At 65.7% G+C, this 17,466-nt stretch carries 16 protein-coding genes and 2 tRNA genes; 14 read left to right on the forward strand and 4 right to left on the reverse strand.

The genetic code is table 11. The annotated features are described in order from the left end of the window. Positions 1-165: 165 nt before the first annotated feature. The 4 genes from ACWIQA_RS01190 (at position 166) to rpoN (ending at position 4,474) form a co-directional block, all read left to right on the forward strand. Positions 166-504 (forward strand): P-II family nitrogen regulator, encoded by a 339-nt coding sequence (locus tag ACWIQA_RS01190; RefSeq protein ID WP_448581253.1) that lies wholly within the window; start codon positions 166-168, stop codon positions 502-504. 39 nt (positions 505-543) lie between these two features. Next, positions 544-1,956 carry a type I glutamate--ammonia ligase gene (glnA, locus tag ACWIQA_RS01195; RefSeq protein ID WP_448581239.1) on the forward strand — a complete coding sequence of 471 codons (1,413 nt, stop codon included), beginning with the start codon at positions 544-546 and terminating at the stop codon, positions 1,954-1,956. A 265-nt stretch (positions 1,957-2,221) separates the two neighbouring features. Continuing rightward, positions 2,222-2,986 (forward strand): LPS export ABC transporter ATP-binding protein, encoded by a 765-nt coding sequence (gene lptB / locus ACWIQA_RS01200; protein WP_448581254.1) that lies wholly within the window; start codon positions 2,222-2,224, stop codon positions 2,984-2,986. Between the two features lie 3 nt (positions 2,987-2,989). Next, on the forward strand, positions 2,990-4,474 hold the full coding sequence (gene rpoN / locus ACWIQA_RS01205) for an RNA polymerase factor sigma-54 (protein WP_448581240.1): 1,485 nt from the start codon (positions 2,990-2,992) through the stop codon (positions 4,472-4,474). Here rpoN and ACWIQA_RS01210 read toward each other — a convergent pair. Next, positions 4,471-5,112 (reverse strand): HAD-IA family hydrolase, encoded by a 642-nt coding sequence (locus tag ACWIQA_RS01210; RefSeq protein ID WP_448581241.1) that lies wholly within the window; start codon positions 5,110-5,112, stop codon positions 4,471-4,473. The genes rpoN and ACWIQA_RS01210 overlap by 4 nt on opposite strands. Positions 5,113-5,220: 108 nt before the next feature. On the opposite strand from ACWIQA_RS01210, the gene ACWIQA_RS01215 reads away from it, so the two are divergent. Continuing rightward, entirely contained in the window at positions 5,221-6,501 is a 1,281-nt protein-coding gene (locus ACWIQA_RS01215; protein WP_448581242.1) for a dicarboxylate/amino acid:cation symporter, read from the forward strand. A 94-nt stretch (positions 6,502-6,595) separates the two neighbouring features. Next, on the forward strand, positions 6,596-7,840 hold the full coding sequence (locus tag ACWIQA_RS01220; protein ID WP_448581243.1) for a cytochrome P450: 1,245 nt from the start codon (positions 6,596-6,598) through the stop codon (positions 7,838-7,840). On the opposite strand, the gene ACWIQA_RS01225 is transcribed toward ACWIQA_RS01220, so the two are convergent. Beyond that, positions 7,837-9,360, reverse strand: a complete 1,524-nt coding sequence (locus ACWIQA_RS01225; RefSeq protein WP_448581244.1) for a YifB family Mg chelatase-like AAA ATPase — start codon at positions 9,358-9,360, stop codon at positions 7,837-7,839. The genes ACWIQA_RS01220 and ACWIQA_RS01225 overlap by 4 nt on opposite strands. Before the next feature lie 127 nt (positions 9,361-9,487). Between ACWIQA_RS01225 and ACWIQA_RS01230 the strand changes: the two genes are divergently transcribed. The 7 genes from ACWIQA_RS01230 (at position 9,488) to ACWIQA_RS01260 (ending at position 15,923) form a co-directional block, all read left to right on the forward strand. After that, positions 9,488-9,560 (forward strand) — tRNA-Thr (locus tag ACWIQA_RS01230). Between the two features lie 45 nt (positions 9,561-9,605). Next, complete coding sequence (gene folE / locus ACWIQA_RS01235; protein ID WP_448581245.1) at positions 9,606-10,229, forward strand: GTP cyclohydrolase I FolE; 624 nt, start codon at positions 9,606-9,608, stop codon at positions 10,227-10,229. 5 nt (positions 10,230-10,234) lie between these two features. Then, on the forward strand, positions 10,235-11,566 hold the full coding sequence (gene rimO, locus ACWIQA_RS01240) for a 30S ribosomal protein S12 methylthiotransferase RimO (RefSeq protein ID WP_448581246.1): 1,332 nt from the start codon (positions 10,235-10,237) through the stop codon (positions 11,564-11,566). After that, the gene (locus ACWIQA_RS01245) at positions 11,560-12,081 is read left to right on the forward strand and encodes a methylated-DNA--[protein]-cysteine S-methyltransferase (protein ID WP_448581247.1); all 522 of its coding nucleotides are present in this window, start codon (positions 11,560-11,562) and stop codon (positions 12,079-12,081) included. Before rimO ends, ACWIQA_RS01245 begins: the two co-directional genes overlap by 7 nt. Then, entirely contained in the window at positions 12,078-14,354 is a 2,277-nt protein-coding gene (locus ACWIQA_RS01250) for a spermidine synthase (protein ID WP_448581248.1), read from the forward strand. The genes ACWIQA_RS01245 and ACWIQA_RS01250 overlap by 4 nt, the downstream gene beginning before the upstream one ends. 10 nt (positions 14,355-14,364) lie before the next feature. After that, complete coding sequence (argC, locus tag ACWIQA_RS01255) at positions 14,365-15,405, forward strand: N-acetyl-gamma-glutamyl-phosphate reductase (RefSeq protein WP_448581249.1); 1,041 nt, start codon at positions 14,365-14,367, stop codon at positions 15,403-15,405. After that, positions 15,405-15,923, forward strand: coding sequence for a gamma carbonic anhydrase family protein (locus ACWIQA_RS01260; RefSeq protein ID WP_448581250.1), 519 nt, complete (start codon positions 15,405-15,407; stop codon positions 15,921-15,923). Before argC ends, ACWIQA_RS01260 begins: the two co-directional genes overlap by 1 nt. A gap of 139 nt (positions 15,924-16,062) precedes the next feature. On the opposite strand, the gene ACWIQA_RS01265 is transcribed toward ACWIQA_RS01260, so the two are convergent. Then, positions 16,063-16,139 (reverse strand) — tRNA-Pro (locus ACWIQA_RS01265). Between the two features lie 182 nt (positions 16,140-16,321). Here ACWIQA_RS01265 and ccmA point away from each other — a divergent pair. Then, on the forward strand, positions 16,322-16,912 hold the full coding sequence (gene ccmA, locus ACWIQA_RS01270; RefSeq protein ID WP_448581251.1) for a heme ABC exporter ATP-binding protein CcmA: 591 nt from the start codon (positions 16,322-16,324) through the stop codon (positions 16,910-16,912). Here ccmA and ACWIQA_RS01275 read toward each other — a convergent pair. Beyond that, a partial coding sequence (locus tag ACWIQA_RS01275; protein WP_448581252.1) for a murein hydrolase activator EnvC family protein occupies positions 16,896-17,466 on the reverse strand: 571 nt, incomplete at its 5' end. The two genes, ccmA and ACWIQA_RS01275, sit on opposite strands and share 17 nt — an antisense overlap.

Raw genomic sequence — 17,466 nt, forward strand, 5'->3', positions numbered from 1 at the left:
CGACTGCCGCCTTCTTCATCACCCTGCCGGAAAATCGGGCACCTGCTCCAGCTTGTCCTTGGCCTGCCAAGGCGCGGCGCTGGTTGGCACGATCCTTGCAAGCCGGGGCGCGAAGGCAAGTGCGGCGCGGGCCGCAACTCCTTATCACGAGTGGCGGGGAACGCGATGAAGAAGGTCGAGGCGATCATCAAGCCGTTCAAGCTCGACGAAGTGAAGGAGGCTCTGCACGATGTCGGGGTCTCGGGCATCACCGTTACCGAGGCGAAGGGCTTCGGCCGGCAGAAAGGCCACACCGAGCTCTATCGCGGGGCGGAATATATCGTCGACTTTCTTCCCAAGGTCCGGCTCGAAGTGGTGGTCGACGACAACCAGGTCGACCGTGTGGTCGAGGCGATTGCGACGGCGGCGCGGACCGGGCGCATTGGCGATGGCAAGATCTTCGTCTCGAGCATCGAGGCCGCGGTCAGGATCCGCACGGGCGAACGCGACCTCGACGCCATCTGAGACGCTGGTAAGCGACCGAACATCCAGGAGAGCGCAACAATGGCCACCAAGCCCGAAGAAATTCTGAAGATCATGAAAGAGAAGGAGATCGAGTGGGTCGACCTCCGCTTCACCGACCCAAGGGGCAAGTGGCAGCACCTTTCCATGGCCAAACGCGTCATTACCGAGGACAATCTGACCGAAGGCTTCATGTTCGATGGCTCGTCGATTGCGGGCTGGAAGGTGATCAACGAAAGCGACATGATCTTAAAGCCCGACCTCGATGCGAGCTACATTGACCCCTTTTCGGCGACGCCGATGCTGATCCTGTTCTGCGATATCGTGGAGCCTGCAACCGGCGAGCTCTATGGCCGTGACCCGCGCTCAACGGCCAAGCGCGCCGAGGCCTATCTCAAGGCCTCTGGCATCGGCGACACCGTCTATGTCGGTCCCGAGGCGGAATTCTTCGTCTTTGACGATGTCCGCTTTGCCCAGGGCTACGCCGGCGGCCACTATGCAATCGACGACGTTGAGCTTCCGACCAACAGCGGCCGCCAATATGAGGAGGGCAATCTCGGCCACCGGCCACGGGCAAAGGGCGGCTATTTCCCGGTGGCGCCAGTCGACAGCGCTATGGATTTGCGCAGCGAGATGGTCTCGACCATGCTGGAGATGGGTTTGCCCTGCGACAAGCACCATCATGAAGTGGCGGCCGCGCAGCATGAGCTCGGCCTTGAGTTCGGAACCCTCGTTCAGACTGCCGACCGCATGCAGATCTACAAATATGTCGTCCAAATGGTGGCACAAGCCTATGGCAAGACGGCGACCTTCATGCCCAAGCCGATCAAGGACGACAATGGCTCGGGCATGCACACCCACATGTCGATCTGGAACAAGGGCAAGCCACTGTTCGCTGGCGAAGGCTATGCTGGCTTGTCTGAGACTGCACTCTACTTCATCGGCGGCATCATCAAGCATGCCAAGGCCGTGAACGCCTTCACCAACCCGACAACCAACAGCTACAAGCGGCTTGTGCCGGGTTTTGAGGCGCCTGTGCTGCTCGCCTATTCCAGCCGCAACCGCTCGGCCTCGTGCCGGATCCCCTATGGTTCGGGCGCCAAGTCAAAGCGGGTCGAAGTCCGCTTCCCGGATGCGACGGCGAACCCCTATCTTGCCTATTCCGCGCTGCTCATGGCCGGTCTCGACGGAATCGAGAACAAGCTCCACCCCGGAGCTGCGATGGACAAGAATCTCTATGATCTGCCGCCGCGCGAACTGAAGAAGGTGCCAACGGTGTGCGGCTCTTTGCGGGAAGCGCTCACCAGCCTTGACAAGGGCCGGGCGGTTTTCACCAAGGGCGGTGTCTTCACCGACGACCAGATCGACGCCTACATCGATCTCAAGATGGAAGAAGTGTTGCGCTGGGAGATGACTCCAAGCCCAGTCGAATTCGACATGTATTATAGCGCCTGAGCCCGCAGGCGCCCTGGCCGGGTGCGGCCGCCGGGGTTTCGACCATGCCTCGACGGCCGCCTCCGTTGTGGACCTTTTCGCGCGCCTGGCGTTGAAAAGGGATGTCACCCAGACTAAGAACCTCTCCTGCAAGAATCGCGCCAAGTTCAGGGCTCTTGCGCTGGATTGGCGTCGCTTGCGTTGAGCAGCGCCGCGGCGGGCCGGCAGAGAAGGGGCGAGCCGGCACAGAAGGGGATGGCAGGTGGAGGCGGTTGCCGAAGCCGGACTGGAGGAAGCCGGAGGGGAGGATGGAGGTCCGCCCGGGTCTGGGGATGGGCTTGCCGTTGTCTCCATCGGCAAGTCCTATGATGGGCGAGTCGTCCTGCGCGATGTATCGCTTTCGGTGCACCGCGGCGAAGTGGTCGGGCTGCTTGGGCCCAATGGCGCTGGCAAGACCACCTGCTTCTACTCCATCATGGGGCTTGCAGCTCCGGACCATGGCCGCATTCTGCTCGACGGAGTCGAGATCACGGGACTTCCGATGTATCGCCGTGCCGCCCTCGGGCTCGGCTATCTGCCGCAGGAGACTTCGATCTTCCGCGGGCTGACGGTGGCGCAGAACATTGAGGCCGTGCTTGAGATTGCCGAGCCCGATGCCGGCCGCCGCCGGGCCCGGCTTGATGCGCTGCTCGAGGAGTTCCACATCGCCCGGCTGCGCGATGCACCGGCCATGGCGCTTTCGGGTGGCGAACGGCGCCGCTGCGAGATTGCGCGCGCGCTTGCCGCTACTCCCTCCATCATGCTGCTGGATGAGCCCTTTGCGGGGATCGATCCCATTTCGATTGCGGATATCCGCACGCTTGTCATGCACTTGCGTGAGCGCGACATCGGTGTCCTCATCACGGACCACAATGTGCGCGAGACGCTCGATATCGTCGATCGCGCGTGCATCATCTATGATGGCCGCGTGCTGTTCGAAGGCACGCCGGACGCACTCGTCCGCGATCCGCGCGTGCGCGAAGTCTATCTTGGCGAGCATTTCAGCCTGTAGCCAATGGCGATTGGTCCCCGCCTTGACCTCCGCACCACCCAGACGGTCGTCCTGTCGCCGCAACTGCAGGCAGCCATCCGGCTTCTTGCCCTCTCCAACCTCGAGCTCCAGGCCGAGATCGCTGCCGAGCTTGAGCGCAACCCGCTGCTCTTGGAAGGTGACGACAGCAGCGATGGCGACGCCGGCGATGCCGCCTTGCTGGGGCCTGCCGAGTCTGCGGCAGCGGAATTTGCCCACCCTGCGCCGGCGGAGGCTGCAAGCGATGCTGCCGACCAGGTGGGCGACAGTCTCGATGTCGATTTCATCGAGGAGCGTTTCCATCATGACAGCTCCGCCGACCGGCCGCGCAGCAGCGATGGCGAGGAGGATTTCTCGCCCGACCTGCTGGCAGCCGAGGACGACAGCCTGGCCGAGCATCTCTCCCGCCAGGCCAGTGCGCGGCTGTCGGGGCTCGATCTTGCCATTGCCCTTGCCATCATCGCGTGTATCGACGAGGCGGGCTATCTTGGCGAGCCGCTCGCCGAGATTGCCTCGCGGCTTGCCATTCCGCTTGCCGAAGCCGAGCGGATCCTCGCCATCGTCCAGACCTTTGAGCCGACCGGCGTAGGCGCCCGGAGCCTTGCCGAATGCATTGCCCTCCAGGCCCGGGAACGGGACCGTTACGACCCGTGCATGGCAACCCTTATCGACCATCTCGACCTTGTCGCCCGCGGCGATCTCGCCCAGCTGCGGCGCCTGTGCGATGTCGATGCCGAGGACCTCTCCGACATGCTCCACGAGCTGCGGAGCTATGACCCGAAGCCGGGCCTCAGGGTGGGTGGCGGCCGTGTCACGCCAGTCGTTCCTGACCTTTTCGTCCGCCGTGGACGTGGCGGCTTCGTGGTGGAGCTGAACCAGAGCACGCTTCCCCGGCTCATCGTCAACCGCCAGTATCAGGCTGTCATTTCCGCCCATGCCACAAGCCGGGGGAGCAAGGCCGAGCGTCAGTTTCTCGAAGGCTGTCTTGCCAATGCCCAATGGCTCATCCGCGCGCTCGACCAGCGTGCGAATACCATCCTCAAGGTTGCAACCGAGATCGTCGTGCAGCAGGCAGGCTTCTTCGAGCATGGGGTCTCGCATCTGCGGCCGCTCACCCTGCGCCAAGTGGCAGACGCAACGGGAGTTCATGAGTCGACCGTCAGCCGTGTGACGTCGAACAAATATCTCTCTTGCGCGCGCGGCGTGTTCGAACTGAAGTATTTCTTCTCGTCGGCGGTCCATGCAACCGACGGCGGCGAGGATGTGGCAATTGCCGCCGTCAGGGCCAGAATCCGCGCCCTTATCGAGGCGGAGGAGCCGCTCAAGCCTTTGTCTGATGCCGATCTTCAGAGCCTGCTCGAGAAGGAAGGCCATGCGCTCTCGCGGCGGACGATCGCCAAGTATCGCGAGGCAATGCAGATCCCCTCGAGCTTCGATCGCAAGCGCCGGGCGCTGGTGCGCGCGGCCTAGAGGGTGAGGCCGAGAAGCCTGCCGAGGTCGGCGAGCGCCTGGTCTTCATCCTTTACCTTGATTGCGGTCATGCCCATGGCAGCTGCTGGCTTGCAGTTGATGCCGAGGTCGTCGAGGTAAATGCAGGCGGAGGCGGGAAGCGCGAGCCGGTCGAGCATCATCTGGTAGATCCGCGGGTCGGGCTTGCGGACTTGGGCTTGCGAGCTTTCGATGACATGGTCGAAGCGCGCAAGGACGGCGGCGATGGCAGCCGCACGGGCGGGCGCTTGTGCCGGACCATGCCCCACCTTCACATTGTTGGTGATGCACCCGAGCTTGAGGCCTGCTGTGCGACATGTGTCGAGCGCGGCCACCATGCGAGGCCGGATGGCGCCTGACAGCAGCGGCAGCACATCAGCGCCGCGCACCTCGTGACCAAGAGCGGCAGTTTCGGCAGCAAAGAGCGAATCGAACCTGGAGGCATCGATCTCGCTGCGTTCCAGGCGGGCCCAGGCATTGGCATCGGGGTTGGTGGCATTGACCCGGCGCAGGAAGCCTTGGGGCAGGCCGCGTTCAGCCTCAAACCGGGCGAAAGCCTCGAACGGCGAGGTGGTGAGAACGCCGCCGAAGTCAAAGATGACCGCGTCGAAGACATGCATGGCCCGGCAGCATGGCCACAGAGGGCCTGTTCTGTGCAAGGAGGTCGTGCCGGGAGGTCGTGCCGGCCTGCTCTTGCCCAGCGGCGCCACCGACCCTAGGGCCAGCCGATGCGGTTCGGTCTGACGACATGGATCCTCGCTGCCCTTCTCCTTGGGCTTGCCGTCGGCGGCTATGTGAACCTTGCCATGGCAGCAGAGGAGGCCAAGGCCTTTGCTGCGGCGCTCACCATCGTCACCGACATCTTCCTGCGCCTCATCAAGATGATCATCGCGCCCCTCGTGCTTGGGGCCTTGATCTCCGGCATTGGCAAAATGGGCGGCGACGTGGGCGCCCTTTCGCGGATCGGCGGCCGGGCGGTCGGCTGGTTCATTGCGACATCGATCGGGGCCCTTCTGATAGGCTGGGCAAGTGTGAGCGCCTTTGCCCCCGGCGCTGGCCTCGGCCTGCCGCTGCCGCCTTCGACATCTGACAGCGGTGTCTCCACCGAGGCTTTCACCTTCCGCCGCTTTGCAACCGAACTTGTGCCCACCTCCATCTTCGATGCGCTGGCGAGGAACGCCATCCTCCAGGTGGTCGTCTTCTCGCTGTTCGCAGGCATCGCACTCGCCCGCATGGGGGAGCGAGGCAAGCTGCTGCTGGAGGGCGCCCAGGCCCTCATGGACCTGATGCTCATTGTCACCGGCTTTGTCATGAAAGTGGCGCCGGCTGCCGTCTTTGCAGCCGTTGCTGCAACCATTGCCGAGCGGGGGCTTGGAGTCGTCTTCACCTACGGCAAATTCATGGGCGGCTTCTACGTCGCGCTCTTGGGCCTCATTGCACTCAACGTGCTGGCCTGCGGCTTCGTCATCGGCTTTCCGGCAGTCGCACGCCTGATGAGGGAGATCCGCGATCCCTTCGTACTTGCGTTCTCGACGGCAAGCTCGGAAGCTGCCTACCCACGCATTCTCGCTGCACTCGACCGGTTTGGAATTCCCAACCGGATTTCCGCCTTCGTGCTGCCACTCGGCTATTCCTTCAACCTGGACGGCTCGATGATGTATTGCGTCTTCGCCGTCTTGTTCATTGCCCAAGCCTATGGGATCGAGCTGTCACTCGTTGCGCAGGTGGCAATGATGGCCATGCTCCTGGTGACCTCCAAGGGAATTGCCGGCGTTCCGCGCGCATCGCTTGTCGTCATTGCTGCCACCCTGCCAGTGTTCGACATTCCGGTTGCTGGCCTGCTCCTCATCCTTGGTGTTGATCATTTTCTCGACATGGGCCGGTCTGCCACCAATGTCGTCGGCAATGCGATCGCCTCAGCTGCAGTTGCGCATTGGGAGATGGAACGGGAGGCGCGTGCCGAGACAGGGGCAGGGGAGACCTCGCCCAGGCCATCGCCTGCGGAATAGACTGGATTTTGCGTAAGCGCACTCCGCATTTTCCTTGACTCGCGCGGCAGCCGGCTTAGGGTTGGGCGAAGGGGGGAAGAAGGGAGCCCTTGCCATGGCGACGCGTGCTGCGGAACGTCCGCTCGGCCTTGATGATCTTGATGTGTCGCGCCTCGACGAATGGCTCGAATACAGCCGGATCCTGCCCAAGTTTCGAACGCTGCGCGCGCGCGGGCCCTTGCACTGGTGCCCGGAGTCGGCGTTCGGGCCCTATTGGTCGGTGGTTTCCCATGCTGCCATCATGGAGGTGGAAGGCCGGCCCGATATCTTCTCCTCGCGCTGGGACCTTGGCGGGATCACCATTTTCGAGCGGAACCCGGATCGCTCAGAGCCGGAGATGCCGATGTTCATCGCCATGGACCGGCCGCAACACACCGGCCAGCGCCGCACGGTCGCACCCGCCTTCACACCGGCCGAGATGGCGCGGCAGGCGCCCGACATCCGCCGCCGCACGGCAGATCTGCTCGATTCGCTTCCCGAGGGCGAAGTGTTCGACTGGGTTGACCGGGTGTCGATCGAGCTCACGACAGGGATGCTCGCCATCCTCTTCGCCTTCCCCTGGGAGGATCGGCGCCTGCTCACCAAATGGTCGGATACGGCAACGGATACGACAGCCATTGCCGATGACGAGGCCAACCAGCGGCGCTGGGACACTCTGTTCGAGATGGTGGCCTATTTCACCAAGCTTTGGAACGAGCGGGCCGCAAAGGACCCAGGGCCCGATCTCATCTCGATGCTGATCCACTCGGATGCGACGCGGAACATGACGCCGCAGGAGTATCTTGGGAACCTGGTGCTGCTGATCGTCGGCGGCAATGACACAACGCGCAACACCATGTCGGGTGCAGTGATGGCGCAGAACCTCTATCGCGCCAATTGGGAGCGGATGATGGCTGATCCTGCCCTTATCCCGAACGGGGTCGCCGAGCTCATCCGCTGGCAGACTCCGCTCGCCCATATGCGTCGCACCGCGCTCGCTGACTTCGAGCTCCATGGCGAGACCATCCGCGCTGGCGACAAGGTGGTCATGTGGTATCTCTCTGCCAACCGTGACGAGAGCGTCTTTGCCGACCCCGACGTCTTTTTGCCGTGGCGGGAGAATGCCCGGCGTCACCTCGCCTTCGGATTCGGGATTCACCGCTGCGTTGGTGCCCGGCTGGCGGAGCTGCAGGTCGGGATCCTGCTCGAGGAAATGGCCAAGCGGCGGATGCGGGTCGAGCTCGCCGGCGAGCCAACGCGAGTCTATTCCAACTTCGTCCACGGCTACCGGGCGATGCCGGTGGAAATCCGCCGGGGCTAGTTCCTCGGCGGCTGGCGGCGGAAGGAGAGGGCTTCTGCGACATGCGCGCGGGCAACCGTGTCGCTTGCGGCGAGATCGGCAATGGTGCGGGCGACGCGCAGCATCCGGTGGAACCCCCGGGCTGAGAGCTTCATGGCCTCGGCTGCGCGGTGGAGGAGCTGGCGGGCGTCGTGGTTGAGCGCAGCCGCTTCTTCCAGCACCTGGCCGTCGGCTTCGGCGTTGGTGCGGAAGGATGTTCCAGCATAGCGGGCCAGCTGGCGGGCCCGCGCAGCTTTGACCCGCGCTTTTACGTCTGCGCTGGTCTCGGCTGGTGGCGGCAGCAAAAGATCGGAGGCCTTGACGGCCTGGACATCGACATGGAGGTCGATCCGGTCGAGCATGGGGCCCGAGATCTTTGCCTGATAGTCGGCAGCGCATTTGGGTGCGCGGGCGCAGGCAAGGCCAGCATCGTCGAGATGGCCACAACGGCAGGGATTCATGGCGGCGACGAGCTGGATGCGCGCCGGCCAAGTCACATGTGCTTCCGCCCGCGCCACTTCAACGGCGCCGCGCTCAAGCGGCTGGCGCAAGGAATCGAGCACCTGCCGGCTGAACTCGGGAAGCTCGTCTAAGAACAGCACGCCGAGATGGGCGAGGCTCACTTCGCCTGGCCGGGCCCGCGGGCCGCCGCCGACAAGGGCCGGCATCGAGGCGGAATGGTGCGGGGCCCGAAACGGCCGCACTCGGCTGATGCGCCCGCCCTCGAGCCCGCCAGCCATGCTCTGGATCATCGCCACTTCCAGTGCCTCGCTGGTCTCGAGATCGGGGAGGATCCCCGGCATGGCAGCGGCCAGCATCGACTTGCCTGCCCCTGGCGGCCCGCACATGAGAAGATTGTGACCGCCAGCAGCGGCAATCTCAACGGCGCGCTTGGGCAGCTCCTGGCCCTTGATGTCGGCAAGATCAGGGCCAGCGAAGGACCGCGGTTCAGCAGGCGGGCTTGCCGGCGGCGGCAGCAGTCGGGTGCCCTTGAGGTGTGCGATGAGCGCGCCAAGATCGGGCGCAGCAAGGACTTCAAGCGGCCGCTCGCTGCTCGCAACCCATTGCGCTTCAGCTCCTTGTGCTTCGGGGCAGATGAGGCCGAGCCCGGCGGCAGAGGCATGAAGTGCTGCAAGCAGCACGCCGGGGGAAGACGTCAGCCGGCCATCGAGCGACAGCTCGCCGACCGCAACGGCACTGGCAACCGACTCTGGATCGAGGATGCCAAGCGCAGCAAGCAGGCCGAGCGCGATCGGCAGATCATAATGCGAGCCGGCCTTCTCAAGGTCCGCAGGAGCCAAGTTGACGGTAATCCGCCGTGGTGGCAGCGCCAGCCCGAGGGCTGCAAGCGCTGCTTGCACACGGTCCCGGCTTTCGCGCACGGCCTTGTCAGGAAGCCCGACAATCAGGAAGGCGAAAGCGCCTCCTGACAGCTGGACCTGGACATCGACGGCACGCGCCTCGAGACCGACATAGGCAACGGTTGCAACATGGGCGACCATCCGCGCTTCCCCTGCGTGGCCCGACCCTTCTTGAAGACTAGCCGCAGCAGGCGGACAGGAAAAGCTGCCCCGGGCATGGTTTTGCCGCAGTTGAATGTGCGGCGTCTAGAGCCTAAGGGGGCGCCGCGCCGGATTAGCTCAGCTGGCAGAGCAGCGGTTTTGTAAACCGAAGGTCGCGGGTTCGACCCCTGCATCCGGCACGGGTTTCACGCGGGCCCTGCAGGTCCGGGACGCAGGGTGGGGCCATGGCCGACTTTTCGATCCTTGATGACGACGAGCCGCTTGAAGGCGAAGACCGCGACGCGGCAATCCCTTCGCAAGTGCTCGATGCTGTTCGCACCCTCATCCGCTGGGCTGGCGACGACCCCGCGCGCGAGGGGCTTCTTGACACGCCGGGCCGGGTCGCCCGCGCCTATCGCGAATATTTCCGCGGCTATCGGGAAGATCCCCGCCAGCATCTCCGTCGCACCTTCGAAGAAGTTGGCGGCTATGACGAGATCGTGCTCCTCAAAGACATTCCGTTCCAGTCCCACTGCGAGCACCACATGGCCCCGATCATCGGCAAGATCCATGTCGCCTATCTGCCGACCAACCGGGTCGTTGGCATCTCCAAGCTTGCCCGAGTCGCGCTCGGCTATGCCAAGCGGCTGCAAGTGCAGGAGCGGCTGACGGCGGAGATTGCCGATGCCATCCACGAAGGTCTTCAGCCGCGCGGCGTTGCTGTCGTCATCGAGGCGACCCACGCCTGCATGGCAGCGCGCGGGGTGCTAACCCCGGGGGTGATCATGACGACTTCGCGCATGATGGGCGTGTTCCGCGACGACGAACGCTCGCGCGAGGAAGTGTTGAAGTTGATGGGGCTCGGCTGACGGGGATGGCAATCGCGCTGGCCCCGCCGAAGCGGGTCGGGATGGTCTCGCTCGGCTGCCCCAAGGCGCTCGTCGACAGCGAGCGCATCCTCACCCGCCTGCGTGCGGACGGCTATGCCATCTCGCCCAACTATGCCGGGGCCGATGTCGTCATCGTCAACACCTGCGGCTTTCTTGACAGCGCCAAAGCCGAGAGCCTGGAGGCGATCGGCGAGGCAATCTCCGAAAACGGCCGCGTTGTCGTCACTGGCTGCATGGGCGCCGAAGCCGATCTTGTCCGTGCCCGCTTCCCAGAGGTCCTCGCCGTCACGGGCCCGCAGCAATATGAGGCAGTCGTTGACGCCGTCCGTCTTGCCGCCCCGCAGCCGCGCCAGCCCTTTGTCGACCTGGTGCCCGAGGCCGGGCTCAAGCTTACCCCGCGCCACTACAGCTATGTGAAGATTGGCGAGGGCTGCAATCATCGCTGCAGCTTCTGCATCATCCCGGCGCTGCGCGGAAAGCTTGCGAGCCGCCGGCCCGACGCCATCCTCCGCGAGGCCGAGAAGCTAGTCACGGCCGGCACCAAGGAGCTGCTCGTCATCAGCCAGGATACCTCCGCCTATGGCCGGGACCTCTCCCATGCGCGGTTCGGCCAGGCGGGGATACGCGCCCATATCACCGATCTTGCCCGCGCACTCGGCCAGCTCGGCGCCTGGGTCCGGCTCCACTATGTCTACCCTTACGCCCATGTCGACGAACTTGTTGCACTGATGGCCGAAGGGTTGGTGCTGCCCTATCTCGATATTCCTCTCCAGCATGCCCACCCCCGCATCCTGAAGGCGATGCGCCGCCCGGCCGACGAAGCCCGCATGCTCGACCGGATTGCCAAGTGGCGCCAGCTTGTGCCTGACCTTGCCATCCGCTCGACTTTCATCGCCGGCTTTCCGGGTGAGAGTGAAGCCGAGTTCGAGCATTTGCTCGCCTGGCTGGAGGAAGCAGAGCTCGACCGCGTGGGATGCTTTGCCTACGAGCCTGTCGCTGGCGCGGATGCCAATGCGCTTCCCGGCGCTGTGCCTGCCGAAGTCCGCCACGCACGCCGCGACCGCTTCATGGCGCATGCTGCTGCCATTTCCGCGCGTCGGCTGGCCGCCAAAATCGGGCGGGAGATCGAAGTGCTGGTCGATGCTGCCGATGGCCCGCAAGCCGGCGGTGGTGCAACTGCGCGGAGCAAGTGGGACGCACCCGAGATCGACGGCCGCGTGCTGCTGCGCGATGCGCCGCACGCGAAGCCAGGCGATATTGTTCGCGTCCGGATCGAGGATGCGGACGCCTTCGATCTCTATGGCGTACCATGCTGAACCGCTCGCGCCTTTCCACGCCCATCGGCCAGATGGTCCTCGTCCACGACGAGGAGGAGGTACTCTGGGCCGCTGAGTTCCATGACGACCCTTCAGCTATTGAGGCTTCGCTCGCCCGCTTTGGCACTGGCGTGCGGGTGGAGGCTGACGTGCCCGTGCCGCTTCTGCTGCAAGAGGCCTTTGCCGGCTATTTCCTTGGGCAGTTCGACAGTTTCGATGACATCATGATGGGCCGCTTCGGCTCGCCGTTCGAGCGCGCCGTTTGGGCTGCACTTCGCGCCATTCCGCCGGGCGAAACGCGCAGCTGCGCCGCGATTTCTGTCATGCTCGGCGACATCGGCAAGGCCCGCGCCGTGAGCGCTGCCATTGGCCGCAACCCGCTTGCCATCATCGTGCCCTGCCACCGTGTCATCACAAGCGACGGGTCGCTCGCTGGCGATGGTGGCGGGAGCGATCGCAAGGAATGGCTGCTGCGCCATGAGGGCTGGACTCTGGTTCGAGGCCAGCGGACTTGACTGCGGCTTCGCATGTGCGGGCGATCGCTATTCCTCTGCGCCCGCTGTTCATCCTCATTGTCGCGCTCGGGAGCTTTCTCCTGTTTCTCGTCCAGCCGCTCATCGCGCGGCTGGCCTTGCCCCTGCTCGGCGGTGCGCCTTCGGTGTGGAACACGGCGATGGTCTTCTACCAGGCCGCGCTTCTTCTCGGCTATCTCTATGCCCACGCGCTCCAGCATCTGCCCTTGCGCCGCCAGGTGCTCCTGCATGTGGCTGTGCTGCTTGCGGCTGCGCTCACCCTGCCACTTGGCCTTCCTGAAACTGGGCTGCCGCCGCCGGGCCGGGAAGCACGCTGGCTGCTCCTTCTCCTGGCAACGGGGATCGGCCCGCTGTTCGTCGCCATCGCCGCCCAGGCCCCGCTCATGCAGGCCTGGTTCGCCTTGAGCTCTGACCCAGAGGCGCGCGCGCCCTGGTTCCTCTATGCCGCCTCCAACGCCGGCTCGCTCGCAGGGCTCCTTGCCTATCCCTTCCTGCTCGAGCCGCTGACCGCGCTGCCCAACCAGCAGGCGCTTTGGTCTGGCCTCTACCTCCTCCTCCTCGGCCTTGTTGCCGTTGCCGGGCTCTTCCTGGTGCGGAGCGCTGCGCCTCCCCAGGCGGTCGCGCGAACCCGCGTGCCGGTTCCGTTCGCGCGCCAGCTCTACTGGGTGCTGCTTGCCGCCGTCCCCTCGGGCCTCATGATTTCCACCACAACCCACATCACGACCGACATCATGGCGATGCCGCTGCTTTGGGTCTTGCCGCTCGGGCTCTACCTCCTCTCCTTCATCCTCGTCTTCGGCCGCCAGGGCGAACGCTGGTTCATGGCCGCGCGCGTGGCAGCACCCATCCTCCTTCTCGTCTTCGGCGCGGCCGGGCTTCTGAGCCTTGACCGTGCTGCCAGCATCTATGGGCTTGCCAGCCTGTTCCTGCTGTTCGCGGTTGCTGTCGCACTCCACGGCCAGCTGGCGATTTCGCGCCCGCATGTTGCGGCCTTGACCCGCTTCTACCTCTGCCTGTCGCTCGGCGGCGTTCTCGGCGGCTTGTTTGCGGCCCTTCTTGCGCCCCTGCTGTTCGACTGGGTGTGGGAGCATCCGATCCTCCTCCTTGCGGCCGCGCTCCTGATGCCGGCCGGCCCACTCACGGCACGCATCGGCCGGCTCTGGTCAGGCATGGGCCTGCCATCCCGCCTGCTCCGGACACTCGCGCCGGGTGTTGCGCTTGCGCTCTCCTTCTGGCTGGGTGCCGTCTTCAACCCGCAGGAGCCGAGCCCGGTGCAGCTCCTCGCCCTCCTCGTCATCGCTTGCCTTGCTGTCCTTGCCATCGGCCGGCCCCTCATGTTCAGCTGGCAATTTGCCATGTTCATGCTTGCCGTTGGCGGCTGGCAGCAGCTCGACATCTCGAGCATCGAGGGTGCGCGGACCCGCAGCTTCTTTGGAGTCTACACCATCCAGAATGTGCAGAGCGCCAAGGTTCGCCGGCTGCTCCATGGCACCACGCTTCACGGCATCCAGTCGCTCGAGCCGGCCCGCACCAGAAGCCCGATGAGCTACTATGCCCCCGACAGCGGCGTCGGCCGGGCGATGCGTGCGATCCCGGCCCTGTTCGGCGACGGCGCGCGCGTCGGCTTTGTCGGCCTCGGTGCTGGCACGCTTGCCTGTTACGCAAAAGCCGGACAGGCTTGGACGGCGTTTGAAATCGACCCGGCAGTCGTTGAGCTTGCCGTCGCCCGCCGGGCCTTCACCTATGTTGCGGACTGCAAGCCGGATCTGCGCCTGGTGCTGGGCGACGCCCGCCTGACCCTTGCCGGCGAGCCGCGCGGAAGCTTCGATCTTCTCGCCGTTGACGCCTTCTCATCCGACTCGGTGCCCCTGCATCTCCTCACCGTCGAGGCGCTGCGAGTCTACATGGCGGCACTTGCGCCCGATGGCATCCTGCTCCTGCACGTCTCCAACCGCTTCCTGAACCTGGAGCGGGTGGTCGCCGCCGCGATCGAAGCCGAGGGGCTTGTGGGGCGCCGGCTGCGCTATACGCCAGCAAATGACGATGCGCTCGCCGGCTACGCCTATTCCTCCTCCGACTGGATCATGGTCGCGCGCACGCCCGGGCGGCTGGAGGAGGCCGTGGCGGCAGCAACCGGCGGGCCGCACGCGACTGCTGCCTGGGAGCCGCTGGCCCCGGCCGGAGACGTGCGCCCCTGGACGGACAGCTTCGCCTCCATCCTCCCTGTCTTGAAGCCGCTCCGCTCCCTGCTCTAGGGGCGAGACCATGGAGCGCATCCGCATCATCGTCCTGGGTGCCTCCGGCTATACCGGTGCCGACCTCGTCCGGCTTGCCCGTATCCACCCGGCTGTTGAGATTGTCGCGCTTGTCGCCAACCAGAAGGCTGGCCAGACCATGGCCGACATCTGGCCCCATTTCATGGAGGCGGACAGCCTGCCTCCGCTCGCCCGCGCCGATGCCGTTGATTTCGGCACGGCCGACCTCGTCTTCGGCTGCCTTCCCCATGGCGCCAGCGCCGAGCTTCTCGCCGGCCTCGCCGGCCCTCGAATTGTCGATCTTTCCGCCGACTTCCGGCTGCGCGATGCCGAGACCTATGCCGAATGGTATGGCGTGACCCACCCGGCGCCCGCGCTTCTCGACGAGGCCGTCTATGGTCTTGCCGAATATGCCCGCGATCTTCTGCCCGGCGCCCGGCTCGTCGCCTGCCCCGGCTGCTACCCGACGGCAGCGCTCCTTGCACTTCTGCCGCTCGCCCAGGCTCGGCTGATCTCGCCCGATGACATATCCATTTTCGCGCTGTCCGGCGTGTCCGGCGCTGGCCGGTCGCTGCGCGAGACCAACCTCTTTTGCGAGGTGGCGGAAGGGGCTGCCGCCTATGCCGTTGGCAAGCACCGCCACATGCCCGAGATCGAGCAGGAGCTGGCGAAGGCCTTTGGCCAGGATGTCCTGGTCTCCTTCACGCCCCATCTTGTGCCAATGAACCGCGGCGAGCTTGAGACGATTTCGGTGCGCATGACACCTGGGGCGGCGCTTGCTGATTTGCGCAGGGCCCTCGACGAACGCTATGCAACTGAGCCCTTCGTTCACGTGCTTCCACCCGGTGTTATGCCAGCGACGCGGATGGTGCGCGGCTCCAATCTCTGCGTTCTCAACATCTTCCCCGACCGGATCGCTGGCCGGGCGCTGGTGGTTGTGGCGATTGACAATTTGGTGAAAGGCTCGGCTGGGCAGGCAATCCAGAACATGAACCTGATGTTCGGCCTGCCTCAGACTCTGGGTCTTGAGGCTGTGCCGCTGTTTCCCTGATGCCGCTCTATCCCTTCAACGGGCGCCTGCCGCAGCTGCATGCAAGCGCCTGGGTCGCGCCAACTGCTGCCCTCATTGGCGACGTGGTGCTCGGCGAGGGGGCGTCCGTTTGGTACAATTGCGTGCTGCGCGGCGATGTCATGCCCATTCGTGTCGGTGCGCGCTCCAACATCCAGGACGGGACGGTCGTGCATGTCACGCGCAAGCTGGCTTCAACCAGCATTGGCGCGGATGTGCTGGTGGGCCACAGCTGCATGATCCATGGCTGCGAGCTCCAGGATCATGCCTTCATCGGCCTTGGCGCAATCGTGATGGATGGCTGCGTCGTCGAGCCCGACGGGATGGTCGCGGCTGGCGCGCTGCTGACACCAGGCAAGCGCGTGGGCGCGCGTGAACTCTGGGCCGGACGGCCGGCGAAGCTGGTGCGGCTTTTGACTGACGCGGAGGTGCAGCGGAACCGGGCGGGGGCGGCAGGCTATCTCGAGCTTGCGCGGGCGCACCGGGAGAGCCTTGGGTGAGAGAAACGCAGGCTGCGCCGTCGGTCGCCAGCAGGCCCACGGGGTCGGCAAAGCCGCTCCTGTGGCCCGCCGGCGCCGGCCGCCCCTTCGGCGAGTCTGCCGGCCAGCGCTTCGCACTGGCGGCAGCCGCCTCCGGGAATGGTCGGAGCGACAGGATTCGAACCTGCGACCCCCAGACCCCCAGTCTGATGCGCTACCAGGCTGCGCTACGCTCCGACGTTGGCGGGGCGTTAGGCGAGGCCAGCGGGGATGGCAAGGCTAGACGGAGCGACAGGATGGGCGGCTGCGCCGCCGTCTGCGGCGCTGACGCGCCTCGGCCCCGAACCTGCGACCCTGAGACCCTGAGGCGGATGCGCATCCAGGCTGCGCTAGGCTCCGACGCGGGCAGCGCCTAGGGCGTGGCGGAGGCGAACGCAAGCGCGCGCCTGCTGGTCGAGGGCCTGGCACTCGTCCGTGGTGGCCGGCTGTTGTGCGAAGGTCTTGGCTTCACCCTTGGGCCTGGCGAGGCGCTGCTGCTGACAGGGGCCAACGGCTCGGGCAAGACCTCGCTGTTGCGCGCGCTCGCTGGCCTGCTCGAGCCTGCCGCCGGCCGGATCGAAAACCCCTTCGCCACCGCCTTCCAGGGCCCCGAGCCAGCGCTGAAGTTGGATGAAAGGCTTGCAGACGAGCTCGCCTTCTGGGCTGCGCTCGACGGCCAGGGGAAGGCCGCGATATGGGCTGCCGCCGAAGCCCTCGCCCTGACGGCGCTCCTTGATCTTCCTGTTGCCTATCTTTCCGCCGGCCAGCGCGCGCGCGCCAGCCTCGCCCGCGTGCTGGCAAGCGGGGCTGTGCTGTGGCTGCTCGACGAGCCGACAGCCACGCTCGATTCGGATTCCGCTGCGCGGCTTGAGGCTGCGATCACCCAGCATCTGCGCTCGGGCGGCCTCCTTGTTGCTGCCACCCACCAGCCGCTTGGAATTGCGGCCCCCGAGCTCAGGCTTGGCCCCTGAGATAGGGCAGCGGGTCCACCGCCTTGCGCCCCAGCCGCAGCTGGAACATGAGCTGCGGCTCGCGCGCGTTCCCGGAAGCGCCGGCCCGGCCAATGATGGCGCCCTGCTCAACTTTTGCTCCAGTTGCGACCAGCGCCTCCTCCAGATGGCCATAGGCGGTCACCGCCCCGCCCTCATGGCGCAGCAGCACGAGAAGCCCGAAGCTTTCGATCGCATCCCCGACGTAGAGCACGGTGCCGCCGGCCGCGGCGCGAACCGGGCTTCCCTTGAGCGCCCGGATGGTCACGCCCTCGTTCACCTTGCCGCCTGGTTTCGGCCCGAAGGTTGACGTGATGACCCGGCCCTCGACTGGCCAGGCGAGGCGGGGTGCCACGGCAGGGCGCGGCGCCGGGGCGGGCACGCCGGGCGGCTTGGCAGGCGCGGCGACCGCCGAGCCCGAGACCAGTTCGTCGATGTCGATCGTGAAGTCGCGCGCGAGCGTCTCGGGATCGGGGCGCGTCGCTGCCGGCCGGCCCTGCGGCGGCTGCTGGCGGGGCGGTTGGGTCGTGCGGGGT

The organism is Thermaurantiacus sp. (assembly GCF_053487655.1).